Origin of the sequence: uncultured Lawsonella sp. (assembly GCF_947252745.1) — a bacterium.
GTDB lineage: Bacteria > Actinomycetota > Actinomycetes > Mycobacteriales > Mycobacteriaceae > Lawsonella.
In genome coordinates this window covers 367,099-382,737 of record NZ_CAMXWW010000001.1, presented here as the reverse complement: position 1 = coordinate 382,737, position 15,639 = coordinate 367,099, and the positions used below count along the sequence as shown (strand labels likewise).

Annotated in this window: 11 protein-coding genes and 1 pseudogene; 8 read left to right on the top strand and 4 right to left on the bottom strand. The window is 64.5% G+C overall.

What is annotated here, in order from left to right; all coding sequences use genetic code 11:
* Positions 1–4: 4 nt before the first annotated feature.
* The 4 genes from Q0X28_RS01640 to Q0X28_RS01625 form a co-directional block, all read right to left on the bottom strand.
* The gene (locus Q0X28_RS01640) at positions 5–4,327 is read right to left on the bottom strand and encodes a DUF3367 domain-containing protein (RefSeq protein ID WP_298575786.1); all 4,323 of its coding nucleotides are present in this window, start codon (positions 4,325–4,327) and stop codon (positions 5–7) included.
* Entirely contained in the window at positions 4,290–4,457 is a 168-nt protein-coding gene (locus Q0X28_RS01635; protein WP_296239480.1) for a DUF2613 family protein, read from the bottom strand. Before Q0X28_RS01635 ends, Q0X28_RS01640 begins: the two co-directional genes overlap by 38 nt.
* A gap of 82 nt (positions 4,458–4,539) precedes the next feature.
* Positions 4,540–5,019 carry a universal stress protein gene (locus tag Q0X28_RS01630; RefSeq protein ID WP_296239481.1) on the bottom strand — a complete coding sequence of 160 codons (480 nt, stop codon included), beginning with the start codon at positions 5,017–5,019 and terminating at the stop codon, positions 4,540–4,542.
* A 99-nt stretch (positions 5,020–5,118) separates the two neighbouring features.
* The gene (locus Q0X28_RS01625) at positions 5,119–5,511 is read right to left on the bottom strand and encodes a hypothetical protein (RefSeq protein ID WP_296239482.1); all 393 of its coding nucleotides are present in this window, start codon (positions 5,509–5,511) and stop codon (positions 5,119–5,121) included.
* Between the two features lie 102 nt (positions 5,512–5,613).
* On the opposite strand from Q0X28_RS01625, the gene Q0X28_RS01620 reads away from it, so the two are divergent.
* From Q0X28_RS01620 to trpA, 8 genes and pseudogenes are all read left to right on the top strand, one after another.
* Positions 5,614–7,518, top strand: coding sequence for a hypothetical protein (locus Q0X28_RS01620; RefSeq protein WP_298575781.1), 1,905 nt, complete (start codon positions 5,614–5,616; stop codon positions 7,516–7,518).
* Between the two features lie 50 nt (positions 7,519–7,568).
* Positions 7,569–9,224: an acyltransferase gene (locus Q0X28_RS01615; protein WP_298575778.1), complete on the top strand. Its 1,656-nt coding sequence runs from the start codon at positions 7,569–7,571 to the stop codon at positions 9,222–9,224.
* Positions 9,225–9,517: 293 nt separating this feature from the next.
* Entirely contained in the window at positions 9,518–11,035 is a 1,518-nt protein-coding gene (locus Q0X28_RS01610; RefSeq protein WP_298575773.1) for an anthranilate synthase component I family protein, read from the top strand.
* Positions 11,036–11,037: 2 nt separating this feature from the next.
* A complete protein-coding gene (locus tag Q0X28_RS01605) occupies positions 11,038–11,664 on the top strand; it encodes an aminodeoxychorismate/anthranilate synthase component II (RefSeq protein WP_298575771.1) in 627 nt (208 codons plus the stop codon).
* The gene (trpD, locus tag Q0X28_RS01600; RefSeq protein WP_298575769.1) at positions 11,661–12,683 is read left to right on the top strand and encodes an anthranilate phosphoribosyltransferase; all 1,023 of its coding nucleotides are present in this window, start codon (positions 11,661–11,663) and stop codon (positions 12,681–12,683) included. The genes Q0X28_RS01605 and trpD overlap by 4 nt, the downstream gene beginning before the upstream one ends.
* A 3-nt stretch (positions 12,684–12,686) precedes the next feature.
* Positions 12,687–13,463 (top strand): annotated as a pseudogene (gene trpC / locus Q0X28_RS01595) (indole-3-glycerol phosphate synthase TrpC); the annotation flags it as partial.
* 75 nt (positions 13,464–13,538) lie between these two features.
* Positions 13,539–14,702, top strand: a complete 1,164-nt coding sequence (trpB, locus tag Q0X28_RS01590) for a tryptophan synthase subunit beta (protein WP_367270665.1) — start codon at positions 13,539–13,541, stop codon at positions 14,700–14,702.
* On the top strand, positions 14,695–15,543 hold the full coding sequence (gene trpA / locus Q0X28_RS01585) for a tryptophan synthase subunit alpha (protein WP_298575766.1): 849 nt from the start codon (positions 14,695–14,697) through the stop codon (positions 15,541–15,543). Before trpB ends, trpA begins: the two co-directional genes overlap by 8 nt.
* The last annotated feature ends 96 nt before the right edge of the window (positions 15,544–15,639 follow it).

Genomic DNA, 15,639 nt, shown 5'->3' with positions numbered 1-15,639 from the left:
CCAGTTATGCACTGGTGGAGGAGCCGTTGCGACGGCGATTGCGTGCCTGGGAGGCACGCCGGGTGGTGGCGGCGTCTGGGGGAGAGGCAGCGGCGGCACCCAGTGTGACAGTGGAGGCGGCACTTGAGTCGGCACCCGGTGCCACAGTGGCGGCACCAGCTGAGGCGTAGCGTTGCCGCAGTGTGCGGATGCCGTGGCGCCAGCCGGCCGGCAGAGGGGTGGTGGCGAGAGCTAAGGCGACGACGGCAATGAGGGCGCAGAGCTGGGTGAGCCAGTGGTCGCCGGCATAGCTGTGGCCACCGGTGAGTGTCCACGGGTGGGCGGCCAGTAGCAGACCGCTGAGGACTGTGCCGGCGGCGGTAAGAAGCGTGGCCCAATGGTAGCGGCCACTGTCTCCAAAGGACTGGCGGGGGTGGGGGCTGGGTGCCGTTACTGCACTCCATCGCCATGCAAGGGGACTGTCGGAGTGGGGGGAATCCAGTCGGCGCAGTCGCACCCCACCGACTACCGTGAGCACGATGAGTAGCAGCACTAGCACTCCGCCTACCCCCAGCACAGTGCGGTAGGGGGTGTTCGGGGTAAACCGAAGTGTCACTACTCCTTCCGAGTTTGCGGGCACTAACCACGCCTGCTGCCAACCATTGGCAGTGGTGGGCTGCAACATGCGCCCATCAGCGAGGGTGGCCTGCCAGCCCGGGTTGACGCTCTCCGGCACCACCAGTAGGCGCGTGTCCGTACTCGGCCCAAATTCCAGGCGCCGCACACTATTTCCCCACTCCAGCAGACGTGGCGGGGTGGAGCGGTGGTTGGCCCTCAGGCGTGCCGCCTCAGCCAGACGGCGTTGGCCGGCAGGGCTTATCAGCTGCAGGGTGTCCACCACCAGGTTGCGGCCTGCATGGCCTTCCACCCGCACTTCCCCGGCGGGGAGCAGCACTGTGGACGGTTGGCACGCCACCGCCGGCACTGTCTCGCCGCGCTGCAGTGCCGCCGCGATGTCCTCCGAATTACCCTCCAATCGTAGCGGAATACGTTGGGGGACGGGGAAACTGGGGGAATTCTCTAGGGAGTTCCAGGCGGCGGCCTGTAGCGCACTGCCCGGGGTCACCACCAGTGCCAGCCCCCCATCACAGCCCGTGTTTACCCGCAGGTGTGGCGGGGCGGTGGTGGACACCTGCGCAATGCGGGCACTGTTCAGCCGCACCAGCATACGCGCCGTCACCTCCACCTCCCGCGGGGTGGTGATGGTGCGACGCAACACCCCCGGCTCCTCCGGTGGTTCCACTAAAGACGGGTCGCACACCCTCGCCCCCGTGGGGCCATCCGCACAGGGCAGTGCCCCCGAATAGTCCTGGTGCAGACTCCAGCCGAGCAGTGGCGGCAAAAACTCCGCATGGTCGGGGTAACCCACCACTACTTCGCGGCCAATTTGTACCACGGTTCCTGCCCCACTGGCGGTAGGGCGGCTGGTATCGCGCACCACCACTTCGGAGAGACCAAACTGGTCGCCGGCCGATCCGTCCCGCGTCGACCCCGCAGAAATCCGCAGCCATGTCGTTGTACCTGGGGGGAATGGTATGACGGTGCGGTGTCCGGAGGTGGTGGACACGATGGCGGAACCGGCATTGGTGTGGAGCACCAGCCGGTTGACGGGACTGCCGGGCAGCCCGCGCGGCACTGTCACCGTCACCGATCCCTGTGGAATTGGGTGGTTGAGGTGCACTGTTAGGGATTGCCCAACCGCGCTACCGGGGAAAGCAGAGAGCCAGGCACTGCGGGGGTTGCCGTCGAAGGCGGCGGCGGGGTCTGCCCCGGGGCGTACCTTGCCCAGTTGATCCGCGTAGCCGGCGCTAGAGCTTACCGTCACCTTGCCCCCATACCAGCGGGAGTAGATGAGGGGGGCGGCATCAGTGGCGTAGTCGGGGTGCCGGCTGCCGGTGTAGCGAGTGTCGCCTCGGCTGCGGATACCGGAGGAGTGGTGGTCGACCCGCCCGACGTCAGTTTCACGGGCTTTGGGGCTATCCGTGATGGTGAGGCCCAGCCAGCGCGGCGTAGTTGGGCCGCCGGCCTGAACTGTGCCCTGTGGGCGTCTGCCCTGTGGGAGTGCGTCTCGCGAGGGTACGCCCGGCCCCACCCCAGCTTGCTGACTGGCAGACTGCTGGCTGACGGTCTGCTGGTAGAGCCGCGTCACATGCCCGGACAGCATCCGCACCGTCGGAATCGGCTGCCCGAAACTCAACGCAGTGTCGTTGAAGGAACTCAACGCCTCCGGCCCGCCCACTACCAGCGGCACCGAATCCGTATCCACCAGCCACGGGCCCCCAAAGGGGAACGAGCTCGGGGTATGTGGACCATCCAGATCCACCTCAAAAATTTCGATAGCCGGATAGGCGGGGCGTGGCACATCCCGCAGGAAAAACGGCACCGGCTGGGGAGTATTCTCCGCCTGGTATCCCACCCCCGCCCGGGTCGCCGGGCCAAACTGTGCCACCCGCCGCAACCCGGGAGACCCCAGCATAGTTCGATGCACCAACAGCGGGCTGGCAGCATCACTCACCGCCAGGTTGAGGTCATTACGCACCACCACAAAACGAATACCCTGCCCCGCTAGCGTGGCAGCCAAACCCTCCGCCGGCCGCCCATCGGCCACCAGCTGCTCCACCGCATCCATCGCGCGAATCGTATTCGGCGGAACCAGGGGAATGGCATCCCGCACCGCCCAGGGACTGCGGGCAAGGGGTTGCAGGGGTTCATCGCGGGTGAGGCCCCACAGTTGGCTGGCAAAATTCGCGCCCGGCACCACGAGGGCGCGGGCTGCCGGGGTGGGCTCCTGGGGGCTGCTGCCGGCTCCGCCGCTGGGGGGTTCCGGGGCGTGGGCAGCCAACCATTGGGCGGCCTCGGACCAGTAGTCGGGTACCTCCCGGTAGGTGCCTTGCGGAGCGAGACGCAGCGTCCAGGCGGGAGACACCGCCACCACCAGTGCCATCACCATCACCATGCCGGCTGCGACACGCGGCTGCCGCTCCGGGTGGGCCACGTCCGCCCAGGAATGGACGGGGACGCGGCTGAGTAGGTGGGTGAAGCCCAGGGCGAGGGGCAGCCGGAGCAGCGGATCGAATTTGTGGACGTTGCGGAAGGCCGCGCCGGGCCCGTCCAGGAAAGCCCGCACGTGGCCGGCGAAGGGTGCGCCGAGGGCCCCCACCCAGCCCAAGCAGAGAAGGGTAACGCCCACCAGGGCGATGGTGATGAGTCGCCCCCGGTGCGGCATACTGCGCAGGGTTAATCCTGCTAGGCCCGCGGCAGCAACCAGGGCGGTGGCGACAATGAGGGCAGGTTGGGTGACGAGCAGCGCCCCCGCAACCCGCTCGGTGGAAAGATAGGGGGTCCAGGAGGTGGTACCGCGCAGTGTTTCCGACAGGTTCGCCCAACGGGTCGTCACCTGGGCGGATTCGATGTAGTCGAGGAAGGGCGGAGAGTAGCGGCCAAGCAGTAGCAGTGGCCCAATCCACCAGGTGCATGCCAGTACTCCGCCGAGCATCCACCAGCCGGTGAACCTGGCCCAACGGCCGGAGGGGCGGTGGAGGAGCCACCAGAGGATACTGACGAGCACCGCGGCCAGGGTAGCGGTGGCGTTGACGGCCCCCATGCAGGCGACAGCGACGGCGGAAAGAAAAGCGGCATGGCGCAGCTGCGCCGGGCGCGGGCCACTGGCGCCGCTCGACAAGCCATTGCCGTCAAGCGCCCACACCACTGGCACGAGTACCCACGGGGCAAGCATGTAGGGGAGGGATTCGGAGCTTATCGCCCCCAGCGTGGTGAGGATGCGGGGGGAGAGCACGTAGACCAGCGCACCGGCGACGCGGCTGCGTGGGCCGCCGATGCGGAGGGTGCGGGCAAGCCACATGATGCCCCAGAAACCGACCCAAAGGAGTAGCGCCCACCAGAGGCGTTGGGTGAGCCAGCCGGGGAGGTGCAGGAGGTGCCCGAAGGCAAAGAAGGGGCCTTGGGGGAAGAGGTAGCCATAGGCCTGGTTCTGGAGTTGCCCCATGGGGGCAGTGGAGTCCCACAGGCTGGTGGAGCGGGCGAGAAAACCGAGGGGGTTGGCGGTGAGGTCGTGTTTGGTGTCGGCGGCGGTGCGACCAGGGTCCTGTAGGAGGGTGAGGCAGAGGAAGCCGAGGTAGCTGAGCAGGTAGGGGAAGCTGCGGTGGCGCCGCAGGTGGCGAAGCAGGTGATGGTGCCGTGGCGTGCAAGAGGGGGTGTGGCAGCGCCGCAGGCAGCGGGGGTGGCGGCGATTAGCGGCTGCCGTAGACAACCTGGCCGGAGATGGCATCGTCGGCGTTTCCGGTGATGCCTTGGGGGAGACTCGAACCGGAGGTGGAGTTGGTGATGGGGATGACGAGGGCAAGCGCCAATGCAGCACCGACGATGGTGCTGAGAACGCCGGCGGTGACGATCTTCATATCGGTTCCAGGTCTCCTTTGGGTGGTCTCCGAGAGGGGGCGCGGGTGACGGTTGCCCCGTGGGCTGGGGGTGGTATACCTCCTATACCTCGGGGGGCACGATGAGGACGGGGCGGTGTCCGTGCTTGAGGACCCGGTCGGTCACGGAGGGGTGCATCAGCTCCTGGAATCCGGTGCGGCCGTGGGTGCCGGTCACAATGAGGTCTGCGTCGAGCTGCTCTGCCACCTTGCAGATGGCATTCCACACGCTGGTGGTGTACTCCACGAGGTAGCTTTCAGTATTCTCCATCCCGTGTTCTTTAGCCAGTTCGGCGCCTTCGAAGGCGAAGTTGCGGGCGTCGGTGAGGCCGGGATCTTCGACCATTTTTTCCGAGTCCCAGTCGGGTTGGACGAGTCCGCCGATGCCGGAGGCGCGGGCGGCCTGCATTTGGACGGCTTGCCAGGCGGTGAGGAGGATGACGCGTTCCTCGTGGATGAAGGTGGAGACGAAAGCCACAGCGCGTTTTGCCTGGCGAGAGCCGTCGTAGGCAATCAGTACGACACGGTCACTGGGGGCAGTCATGAGGGTCTCCTCTGGAGAATTGTGGGCTGCGCGGGAGCCGCGCAACGGGTGTCTAGCTAGATTGTATAGAAACGGCGAGGGTGCTTCTGTAGGAGGGGGCTAGCTGAACCCCATGGCGGTGAGTAGCCGAACATCCCGGTTGCGGGGCAGTGCGCAGGTGTGGCGGGCCAGGTTGAGGAAGGAGGGGGATTCCATTTCAACACGGTCGGAAGGTTTGCCTTCCAAGTGGAAGTCGCGCCGGGCTTTCGCCTGGTCGGAGGCGAGGGCGCTGGCTTCCTGGTAGCTGCGGAGTAGTTTGTCGGTGGCCGTTTTTTGGTCTGCGGGGGAGAGGGAGGTGAAGCGCGCGCAGGTGATGTTGACGTCGGTGGGGACACTGTCCGCGGGGGAGGGGGTGTGGGAGGCGTTCTGGTCCGGTTGTGCGCAGCCGGTGAGGGCGAGGGCGCAGGCGCTCACGCAGCTGAGGAGGCGGAGCGAGGTCTTTCCGAAACGCATAGTTTTACTGTAGTGACGCCACCCCACATTTGGCGGTATTTGGCACGGTGAGGGGTCCCTTCCCAGGCTGTTGGCGCTGACTATGATGAAGGTGTGTTCCCGGTGTTGTCGCGCCCTGCGCTGTCATCCCGCCGCTACTGGGTGGTGGCGTGGGCGCTGGTCGCGGTCGCGGTTGTGCTGCATACGGTGGTGTTGGCGCAGGGGTCTTTCTACACCGATGATCTTGTTCTTATTGGCCACTACCAGCATTGTGGCCTCTCCTCCACCTGTTTGTTTTGGAACCATCATGGGCATTTGATGCCGGGGGCGTTTCTGCTGTCGGGGTTGGCTACCAGGTTAGCGCCCTTGCAGTGGTGGCTGCCGGCGCTGCAGCTGGGGCTGTTGCATCTTCTTGCGGTGTTGGCGACGTTGCGGATGGTGACGGTGATGGGTGGCAAGCGGTGGCTGTCGCTGGCGGCGCTGGGGGTGGTGCTGTTGTCTCCGGTGGCGCTGCCTTCCACGGTGTGGTGGTCGGCGGGCCTCACGTTTGTTCCGCTGTGGGCGGGGTTGGCGTGGACGGCGGCGGATACCGTTCTGCTGTGCCGGTCAACGGATGTCGATCGGCGTCAGCTGCTGATGGTGCGCATTATCCTGGTGTATCTGTTCACCCTCTTCTTCTATGAGAAGGCTGTGCTGATTGTGCTGGTGGTGGCGCTGATTGCGATGGGTTGGGTGGTGTTGCCGACGTCCCACCACCAGTGGGTGACGGAGATTACCGAGCAGGTGCGCCGCGGCCGTCCATTGCTGGCTGGCTTAGTCATTACCAGTTTCCTGTGGATGATCGTCTACTTTTCTTCGCTCCGAGAGACCCCGCCGGCACACGAGTTTGCGCAGGTGCCGTCGCTGTTAGGGCGCACGTTAACGCATGGGGTGGTGCCTGGGGTGTTGGGTGGCCCGTGGCGTTGGGAGAAGCCGCTGCCGGGGGAGCCGGGGCTGCCGTGGGCGCACCCGCCGCTGGCACTCCTTATTGTGTCCGCAGTGGTGGTGGCCGCCATTATTGCAGTGACGCTCCTGTGGCGGAGCCGCAGCTGGCTGCTGTGGACGGTGTTTGTGCTGGTGGTAGTGGCCGAGCAGTTACCGATCCTGCTGGCCCGCAGTTCCGCCGACACTGCCCCGCAGGTGGTGCAGTCCTTCCGCTACATGCCGGAGGTGGGGGTACTGTTTGGCATCGCCATGTTGATGTTTCCGCTGCTCACCCATGTGGAGCCTAGCAGGGCGAGAAACTACACCCGGTTCCGGGAGACGCTCCTGGCCTGGCATGAGAAGCTTCCCGCCGCCGTCGCCATGCTGAGCACTGTGGTGGTCGTGGGGTCGTTGGCCAGTACCGTCACCTTCAACCAGGTGTGGCGGCAGAATCCCACCGGCCAGTATCTGGCGAACGCGGTGCGGACGCTATCTGCGCACCCGGGGAGGCTACAGCCGCAGCCGTTGGCTGAGCACATTCTCTCGTCGGTGGAGTATCCGAATAACCTCACCTCCCGAGTGTTTGGGGTGCTGCCGCAGCATCCCGTGTTCTCGATGTGGACGACCACGCCGGCACTGTTGGATGAGCAAGGAGTACTGCGGCCGGCACTACTGCAGCCGGTGCAGCAGCTGCAAGGGTTGCCGGTGCAGCCTGCCGCAGGTAGCCCAACTGGTGCGTCCGCTGGTACGTTCGCCGGTTCGCCGGCCGGTCCGCGCTGCCTGGCCGCCCCCGTCACCGGAGTAAGCCACCCCTTCACCGGACCACTCGTGTACTCCACGTGGGATGTGGAGCTGCACTACACGGCAAGCATCGCCGGCACTATTGCGGTGAGCTTCGATAGGGGAGAACGAGTGCGGGTGCCGGTGCAGGCGGGCACGCACACCGTGTGGTTCCGGATGGTGGGAGCGGGACGCCAGATGACGGTACGACTGCTCAACTCTGCCATGGTGTTCTGTCTCAATGGCGCACAAGTTGGTAGCCTGGCACTACCGTCGCAGATGTAGCCCGACAGTACACCGCAGAATGAACCCGTGCCTGGAGAGAGGGGAGCCCCATGACAGACAGTGGCCACCCCACCCCAGCTGCCGGCATCCCCGCCGTCACCCCGCATCCTTTGGATGTGGAACGCTCCGCCGCCTTCCTCATGATGGGGTCCGAACCTGCCTTCGAGCGCAGCGAATCCACTCCTCATGGCCGGCCCGCCGCCCGCACACCCTACCCCTTCGAGGTGGAACCGGATACTCCGGGCGCGGAAACCCTCTTCCTGCGGTACGACTCCGCTTTCGACCGCGGAAGCGAATCCCGCCACAATGCCGCCTCCATCTCCCGCACCCTCACCCGCGCGGAGGAGGAAGCCCGCCAGCGCGCCATCCAGGCCGCCGAGGAGGCACGCAAAAGGGAGGAACGAGCAGCGGCCGACGCCCTCTCCGCCAACCCCGCCGTGGCTCTCTCGCCCACTCGCACGGCAGAACGCCAGGCCCGCCAACGCCCAGTGCGGCATGTGGAGAACCTGTCGGGGCAGATGCCGGCCCTCACCGGGCTGCGCGCCTACGCGGTACTGCTCATCGTCATCAACCATGCGGCTTTCTCCACCGGGCATTTCCGCCTCACCTACATGGGTGGGGTGTTTGACCGCATCGGCACCCTCGGGGTGGCTGCCTTCTTCCTGCTCTCGGGTTTCTTCCTTTTCCGCCCGTGGGTGCGGGCCATGGTGGTACGGCAGGAGGACGGGCGTGTGGGGCAAACCCCCACCCTGCGCAGCTATTTTTGGCATCGTTTCCGCCGCCTGGTTCCCGCCTATTGGGTTGTGGTGGCGCTGGTGTTTGGGGTGTTCCATGGGGAGCGCTCCCTGGCGGGGAATGCGGCGAGCACCGAGGACGTGGTCCGTCACCTGACCTTCACCCAGATCTATGGGCTGGGGCATTACCACACTGGGTTCACCCAGTCCTGGGCAGTGTGCGTAACCGCCTCCTTCTACCTGCTGTTCCCTCTCATTGCGCTGCTGGCGGTGCATGTGGTGAATCGGCGGCGGTTTAGCGCGTTGGGCACCTTGGTGTTCCTGTTGCTGTGGGCGGCGGTGTCTCCGGTGTGGGAGGTGGTTACCCGAGACTACCGGGTGGTGGATGTGAGTTCCCGCACCTGGCTGCCCTCCTTCCTGGTGTGGTTTGTGGTAGGCATGATGATGGCGGTGTTGTCGGTGCGCATTCCCCGCTACCGCCAATCGGCCATCACCCTCACGTCGCTGCTGACGGGGGTTATTGCGTTCCTCTGTTATGTGGCGATCAATGTGGCCGGGGAGCCGGCGGTGGTGCCGGCGGAGTTCGCGGACGCGTGGGGCCGTGGGTTCTTCGGCTTGATGACCGCCTGCGGCTTCATCGTGCCGCTTATTTTCGGTGATCCAGAGGGCGACCGGGTGACCCGCAACTACCATGGACTGTTTACAGCTGGTCCGGCCGTCCGTTTAGGGAGAATTTCTTATGAATTCTTTCTGCTGCACATGTTGGTGATGGAGGGCGTCATGCGTCTGCTCAACTACCACACCTTCACTGGAAATTGGCTGATCGTGACGCTTATTGTGGTGGTGGTGACGGTACCGCTGGCGTGGCTCCTCAACCGCTCGCTCAGTGGGCTCACCCAGTACTCTCCCTCCTGGGACCGCCCCCGCCGTGTTAGCAGCTCCTCGAAGCCTGTTGCTATAGTCAAGATATGACTAACGCCTGTGGACCTTGCCGCGAATCCCTCTGTGGGTTCGCCCTGTCGTCCTGGCGATGGCGCGGTACCTTCTGCTCTGCCTAAACGCAGCGGCTGCATCCAGCGCCCTTGTCCCGCACACGGTCTTCCCGTTGCTCTCGGCAGACAGCAGTGGATTCCTCCGGTTCTCGCACCGGCTTCTCCACCTTCGCGAAATCCTCCCTGGCAGTTCGGCTCCGCCGACCCTCCCCCCGGAGAGATGCCAGGCATACTGCCCCGCCACCCTCGCACGAGCAACAGGACGTTACCTTCATGACCACCACCCTGGCCGACCTCCACACTCTCCTCGGCCACTCTCGCTACCGACGCGTTCCCCTCGCCCGCACGGTCTACTCCGACCACACCACCCCACTGCGCCTCATCGCCGCCCTCAAGGAACGCTATTCCCACATCTTCCTGCTGGAATCCCTCAGCGACCCGCACCACCGCGGCCGCTACACCTTCCTCGGCTACCAGCCCTCCCTCACCGTCACCGCGCAAGACGGCACCGTCACCATTACCCCCTTCGGCCACGAAGACCAGGCCACCACCACTGCGGAGCTGCCCCGCGACGTCATCGCCCGCCTCATCGCCGAACATCACAGTCCGCGCCTGCCGGAACTGCCGCCTTTCACCGGCGGCCTCGTCGGCTACCTCGCCTACGACTTCTTCGCCGTCCACGAACCAGCCCTCCATCTGCACGGCACAGACGACGAGGGCTTCCGTGACCTCGACCTCATGCTCTTCGAGAACGTCATCTGCTTCGACCACCTCACCCAGCACATCGTTCTCATAACTAATATCCCCACCGAGAACCTTGACGAGTCCTACCAGCAGGGCCTCCGCACCCTGGACGAGATGGAACACCTGGTCTTCCAACAGCCTACCCAGCCGGTAGAACCGCTACAGCTACACGGTCCCCTCACCCCCGACATGGACCGCGACAAGTACACGGCCATAGTGGAACGCGCCAAACGCTACATCCTCGAAGGGGACATCTTCCAGGTGGTGCTTGCCAACCGGCTGCAGGCCCCCGCCAGTGGCTCCCTCTTCGACGCCTACCGGGTGATGCGCACCACCAACCCGTCCCCCTACATGTTCTACTTCACCAGCCCGGTGGGAGAGATCGCCGGCGCCAGCCCGGAAACCCTGGTGTCGGTACAGGACGGGGTCGCCAAAACCTTCCCGCTAGCAGGTACTCGCCCCCGCGGCGCCACCGCGGAAGAAGACGCCGCCCTGGAAAACGAGCTGCTGCACGACCCGAAGGAACTGGCCGAACACTACATGCTTGTCGACCTGGGCCGCAACGACCTTGGCCGCTTCGCCGCCCCCGGCACCGTGAAGGTGACGGAGTTGGCGCAGGTCCACCGCTACTCGCACGTTATGCACATTGGTTCCGTGGTGAAAGCCCAGCTAGCCGAAGGTGCGAACGTCATAGACGCAGTGGGTTCTGTACTGCCGGCTGGCACACTCTCCGGTGCTCCCAAGATCCGTGCCTGCCAGATTATTGACGAGCTGGAAGGGGTTCGGCGCGGCGTCTACGGCGGCGCCCTGGGCTACTTCGACCTCACCGGCAATATGGACATGTGCATTGCTATTCGCTTCGCCTACAAGCGCAATGGGGTGGTGGCGGTGCGCTCTGGTGCTGGTATTGTGGCAGATTCTGTCCCCGCCACCGAATACCAAGAGACCATCAACAAGGCGAAGGCCGTGGTGGAGGCGGTGGAACGCGCCAATGGAGGGCTCCCCCGCGAAGCCGGAACGGTCGCGGGCCGCGGAGAGGAGCATTAGCCATGATTCTGCTCATCGATAACTTCGACTCCTTCACCTACAACCTCTACCACTTCGTGGCGGGCTCCCCCGTCCTCCAACAGTATGCGCGGCAACATCATGCTGAACGCGCCGAGAGCGTGCCGGCAGTGCAGGTGGTGCACAACGACGCCGTCACCCTGGCCGATATCCGCCGCCGCAACCCGCAGGCCATCATCCTCTCGCCCGGCCCGGGACGCCCCGAAAATGCCGGTATCTGCCCCGCTATCATGCGGGAACTCACCGGCGACTACCCCATCCTCGGTGTCTGCCTTGGCCACCAGGCACTCTGCCAGGCCTTCGGCGCCACCATTACCTACGCCGACAAACTCCTCCACGGCAAAGCTAGCACCATCACCGTCGACCCCACCGACGAGCTCTTCCGCGGACTGCCGGAGCGTGTCGTGGTGGGCCGCTACCATTCCCTTGTCGCAGACCCCGCCACCATGCCGGAGGAGCTGCGTATTACCGCCCGCGCTGACGACGGCGAAATTATGGCCGTCACGCACGTGAAGCACCCCACCTACGGTGTGCAATTCCACCCCGAATCCATTCTCACTCCCCAAGGACAGACCATGATCGACAACTTCCTCCAAAGGAGTCTCGCATGATTAAAGACGCACTCGACCAACTGGTACGCGGGGATAACCTCTCCGCCCCCACCATGCGCTACATGATGGACGAAATCATGACCGGGGAAGCCTCCGACATCATGAAAGCCGCCGCTCTCACCGCCCTCTCCATCAAGGGCGAGACTGTGGAGGAAATTACTGCCGCCGCCCAATCCATGCGCAACCACGGAACCCGCATCGACCACAACCGGGACCTGCTGGAAATCGTCGGCACCGGGGGAGACAAAGCATTCTCCTTCAACATCTCCACCACCTCCAGCTTCGTCATCGCCGCGGCAGGAGTGCCCGTCGCCAAGCACGGCAACCGCTCCGCATCCTCCAAGTCTGGCGCCGCCGACTGTCTGGAGGCCCTGGGTGCCCGCCTCAACATCAGTCCGGAGGGCAACCTGGAACTACTCGACGACGTCAATATGTGCTTCTTCTTCGCGCAGCGCTACCACTCCGCCATGAAGAACGTTGCCACCGTCCGTACCGCACTGGGCATCCGCACTATTTTCAACGTGCTGGGCCCGCTCACTAACCCGGCCGCCGCCAATATGCAGGTGCTGGGTGTGTATGACGAGTCCCTCGTCCGCCCCCTCTCCGAGGTGCTCGACAACCTGGGAGTACGCCGCAACCTGGTGGTCTACTCCCAGGATGGGTTAGACGAGATCACCTCCTCCGCCGACAACACCGTCTGCGAATGCATCAACGGCGTCTTTACCGAATACACCCTTACCCCGGAACAGTTCGGTTTGCAGCGCGGCACCAAGCGGGACCTGGTGGGCGGCAGCCCGGTCGAGAACGCCGTCATCACCCGCCAGATCCTGGATGGGCAGCCCGGCCCCAAGAGGGACACTGTCATCATGAACGCAGCCGCCGGTATCTACCTGGCGAAGCAGAACACCACCCTGGAGCAGGCCGCGCAGATCGCGGCCGAGATGATCGACTCCGGCAAGGCCAAGGCCAAGCTGGAGGAGTTCATTGCCGCCACCAATGCGTTGGAAGAAGGAGAGTAACCCATGACGATCCTGGACGACATTGTGGCGAAGACCCGCGTACGGGTGGATGCCTTCAAAGCGGAAACGGACCTTGCCAGCCTCACCCGGCGCGCCCAGCAGGCCGCCGCGGAACGCCTGGCCACCGGCCGCGCCGGCAACTTCTACCGGGCGTTGGCCGCCCCGGGCGTATCCATTATTGCGGAGGTGAAGAAGGCGAGCCCCTCGAAGGGACTCATCAGCCCCGACTTCCCTTACCTGGAGATCGCCCGCGACTACCAGCAGGGTGGCGCCCGCGCGATCAGCTGTCTCACCGAACCAGACTTCTTCCAGGGCAGCCCCCAGTACCTGCAGGAAATCGCTGCTGACCTCACCATCCCGGTTCTCCGTAAGGAGTTCATTATTGACGATGTGCAGATTGAAGAGGCTGCTATCCTCGGCGCCTCCGCGGTGCTCCTCATCGTCTCTCTCTTGGAGGATGAGGATCTGGCCCACAAGATTGCGCTGGCCGAAAACTTGGGCATGGACGCACTGGTGGAAGCCCACGACACTGCGGAGGTGGCGCGTGCCCTCGCCGCTGGTGCCCGGATCCTCGGCGTCAATAATCGGGACCTGCGCACCTTCGAGGTGGACTTTACGAACACGGCCCGGCTGCGCCAGGAGGTGCCGCCAGATGTGCTGTTCGTGGGCGAATCTGGGGTGCGGGATGCTGCCGACATGTTCACCCTGCGGCAGATTGGCGTGGACGCAGCCCTCATTGGGGAAACCCTCATGCGGTCCCCGGACCGGGTGCGGGCGCTCCGGAACTTGGCTGCTGCCTCTGCCCAGGTGGCGGAAGGCGATCCCACTAACCCGGAGCATCCGGGTCGCTTCGGCATGTTCGGCGGCCAGTACATTACCGAAACCCTCATGCAGGAGCTGCACGACCTGGAGGCGTCTTACTTCCAGTGCATGGCCGACCCGGAGTTTCGCGCGGAGCTGACAGATCTCTACCTCACCTATGCGAATCGCCCGTCGCTGCTCTACTTTGCGGAGCACATGACGGAGGATTTGGGTGGCGCCAAGGTCTATCTGAAGCGAGAAGACCTGAACCATACGGGTTCTCACAAGATTAATAATGTGCTGGGGCAGGCGCTGCTGGCGAAGAAGCGCGGGAAGACCCGCCTTATCGCCGAGACTGGTGCCGGCCAGCACGGTGTCGCCACTGCCACCGCCGCCGCACTGCTCGGCATGGAGTGCGAGGTGTTCATGGGCAAGGAGGACACCGACCGGCAGGCCCTGAATGTGTACCGCATGGAGCTGCTGGGGGCGAAGGTGCACGCCGTCACCTCGGGTTCCCAGGTGTTGAAGGATGCCGTGAATGCGGCCATGCGCGAATGGGTGAGCCGTATTGACGACACCCACTACTGCCTTGGTTCGGTGATGGGCCCCCACCCGTTCCCCATGATGGTGCGTGACTTCCAGGCTGTGATCTCCGAGGAGGCCCGCCGGCAGATTCTCGAGGTGGAGGGGCGGCTTCCCGCTGCGGTGCTGGCTTGTGTGGGCGGTGGCTCGAACGCCATGGGCATGTTCTACCACTTCATTCCCGATGCTGATGTGCGGCTTATTGGCTGTGAGGCGGCGGGCCGCGGCGTGGATACCGGGCGGCATGCCGCGACTATGACGAAGGGAGAGGTGGGCGTCTTCCATGGCATGAAGTCCTACTTCTGCCAGAACCAGGATGGTCAGATTGACCAGGTGTACTCCATCTCGGCAGGGCTAGACTATCCGGGTATCGGCCCGGAGCACGCTTACCTGAGGGACTCGGGCCGTGCGCAGTATGTGCCTGTCACCGATGATGAAGCAGTGGCCGCCTTTGAGTATCTGAGCCGGGTGGAGGGCATTATTCCGGCGATTGAGTCCGCCCATGCGGTGGCCTACGCGCGGAAGTTGGCTCCCACGTTGAGCCCGGATGAGTCGATCATTGTGTGTTTGTCGGGTCGCGGCGATAAGGACGTTGCCGCTATTGCCCGTTACAAGGGAGTGGATATTCATGAGTAACTCTGTAACCCCCGCGGTGGATTCCGCACAGTCCGACGCTACTGCGCACGAGCCGGTACAGCCGACTATTGCCTCCGCCTTCGCCGACCGCAAAGCCCTCATCGGCTTCGTCACCGCCGGTGACCCCACCCTGGACACCACTCGTCAGCTGGTTATCGGTATGGCCGAGGCCGGCTGTGACCTGGTGGAACTGGGCATTCCCTTCTCTGACCCGGTGGCGGAGGGGCCTGTCATCCAGGAAGCATCGCTACGTTCCCTACAGGGCGGTACCACCTTGGACGGCATTTTCGACATGGTGGCACAGCTGCGCGAGACCTGCAGTGTCCCGCTGGTCTTTATGGGCTACATGAACCCGGTGTTGCACTATGGGATGGATCGTTTCTTTGCCCGCTGTCGGGATCTGGGGGTAGCCGGCATTATTGTGGCGGACGTCCCCTATGAGGAGCGTGACGAGGTTGCAGACGTGGCGGCACGCTATGGGGTGGACTTCATTTCTATGCTGGCGCCGACCTCCGATGAGCGTATTGAGCGGGTGGCGACGGGTGCCCGCGGGTTCCTCTACCTGGTGTCTTCGCTGGGTGTAACGGGTATGCGTAGCGAGATCACTACCGATATTCCCGCAATTGTGGGGAAGATTCGGGAGGTGACGGACATTCCGGTGGCTGTTGGTTTTGGGATCAGTTCGCCGCAGCAGGCTCACGCGATGGCGCACGCGTCCGGCGGGGCGATTGTGGGCTCGGCTATTGTGCGGCTTATCGCCGAGTATGGCGAGAATGCGGTGGAGCCGGTGAAGGAGTTTGTGGCCAGTCTACGGGCTGCAATTGATGAGGGGCTCGCCTAACCAGGTAACCGGGAGATGGACATGCTGGCAGGCTCTGTTCACGGGCTCCGGCGTGAACATCATGTCCGGCTGCTAGCAGGTCACCATGATGTTGGC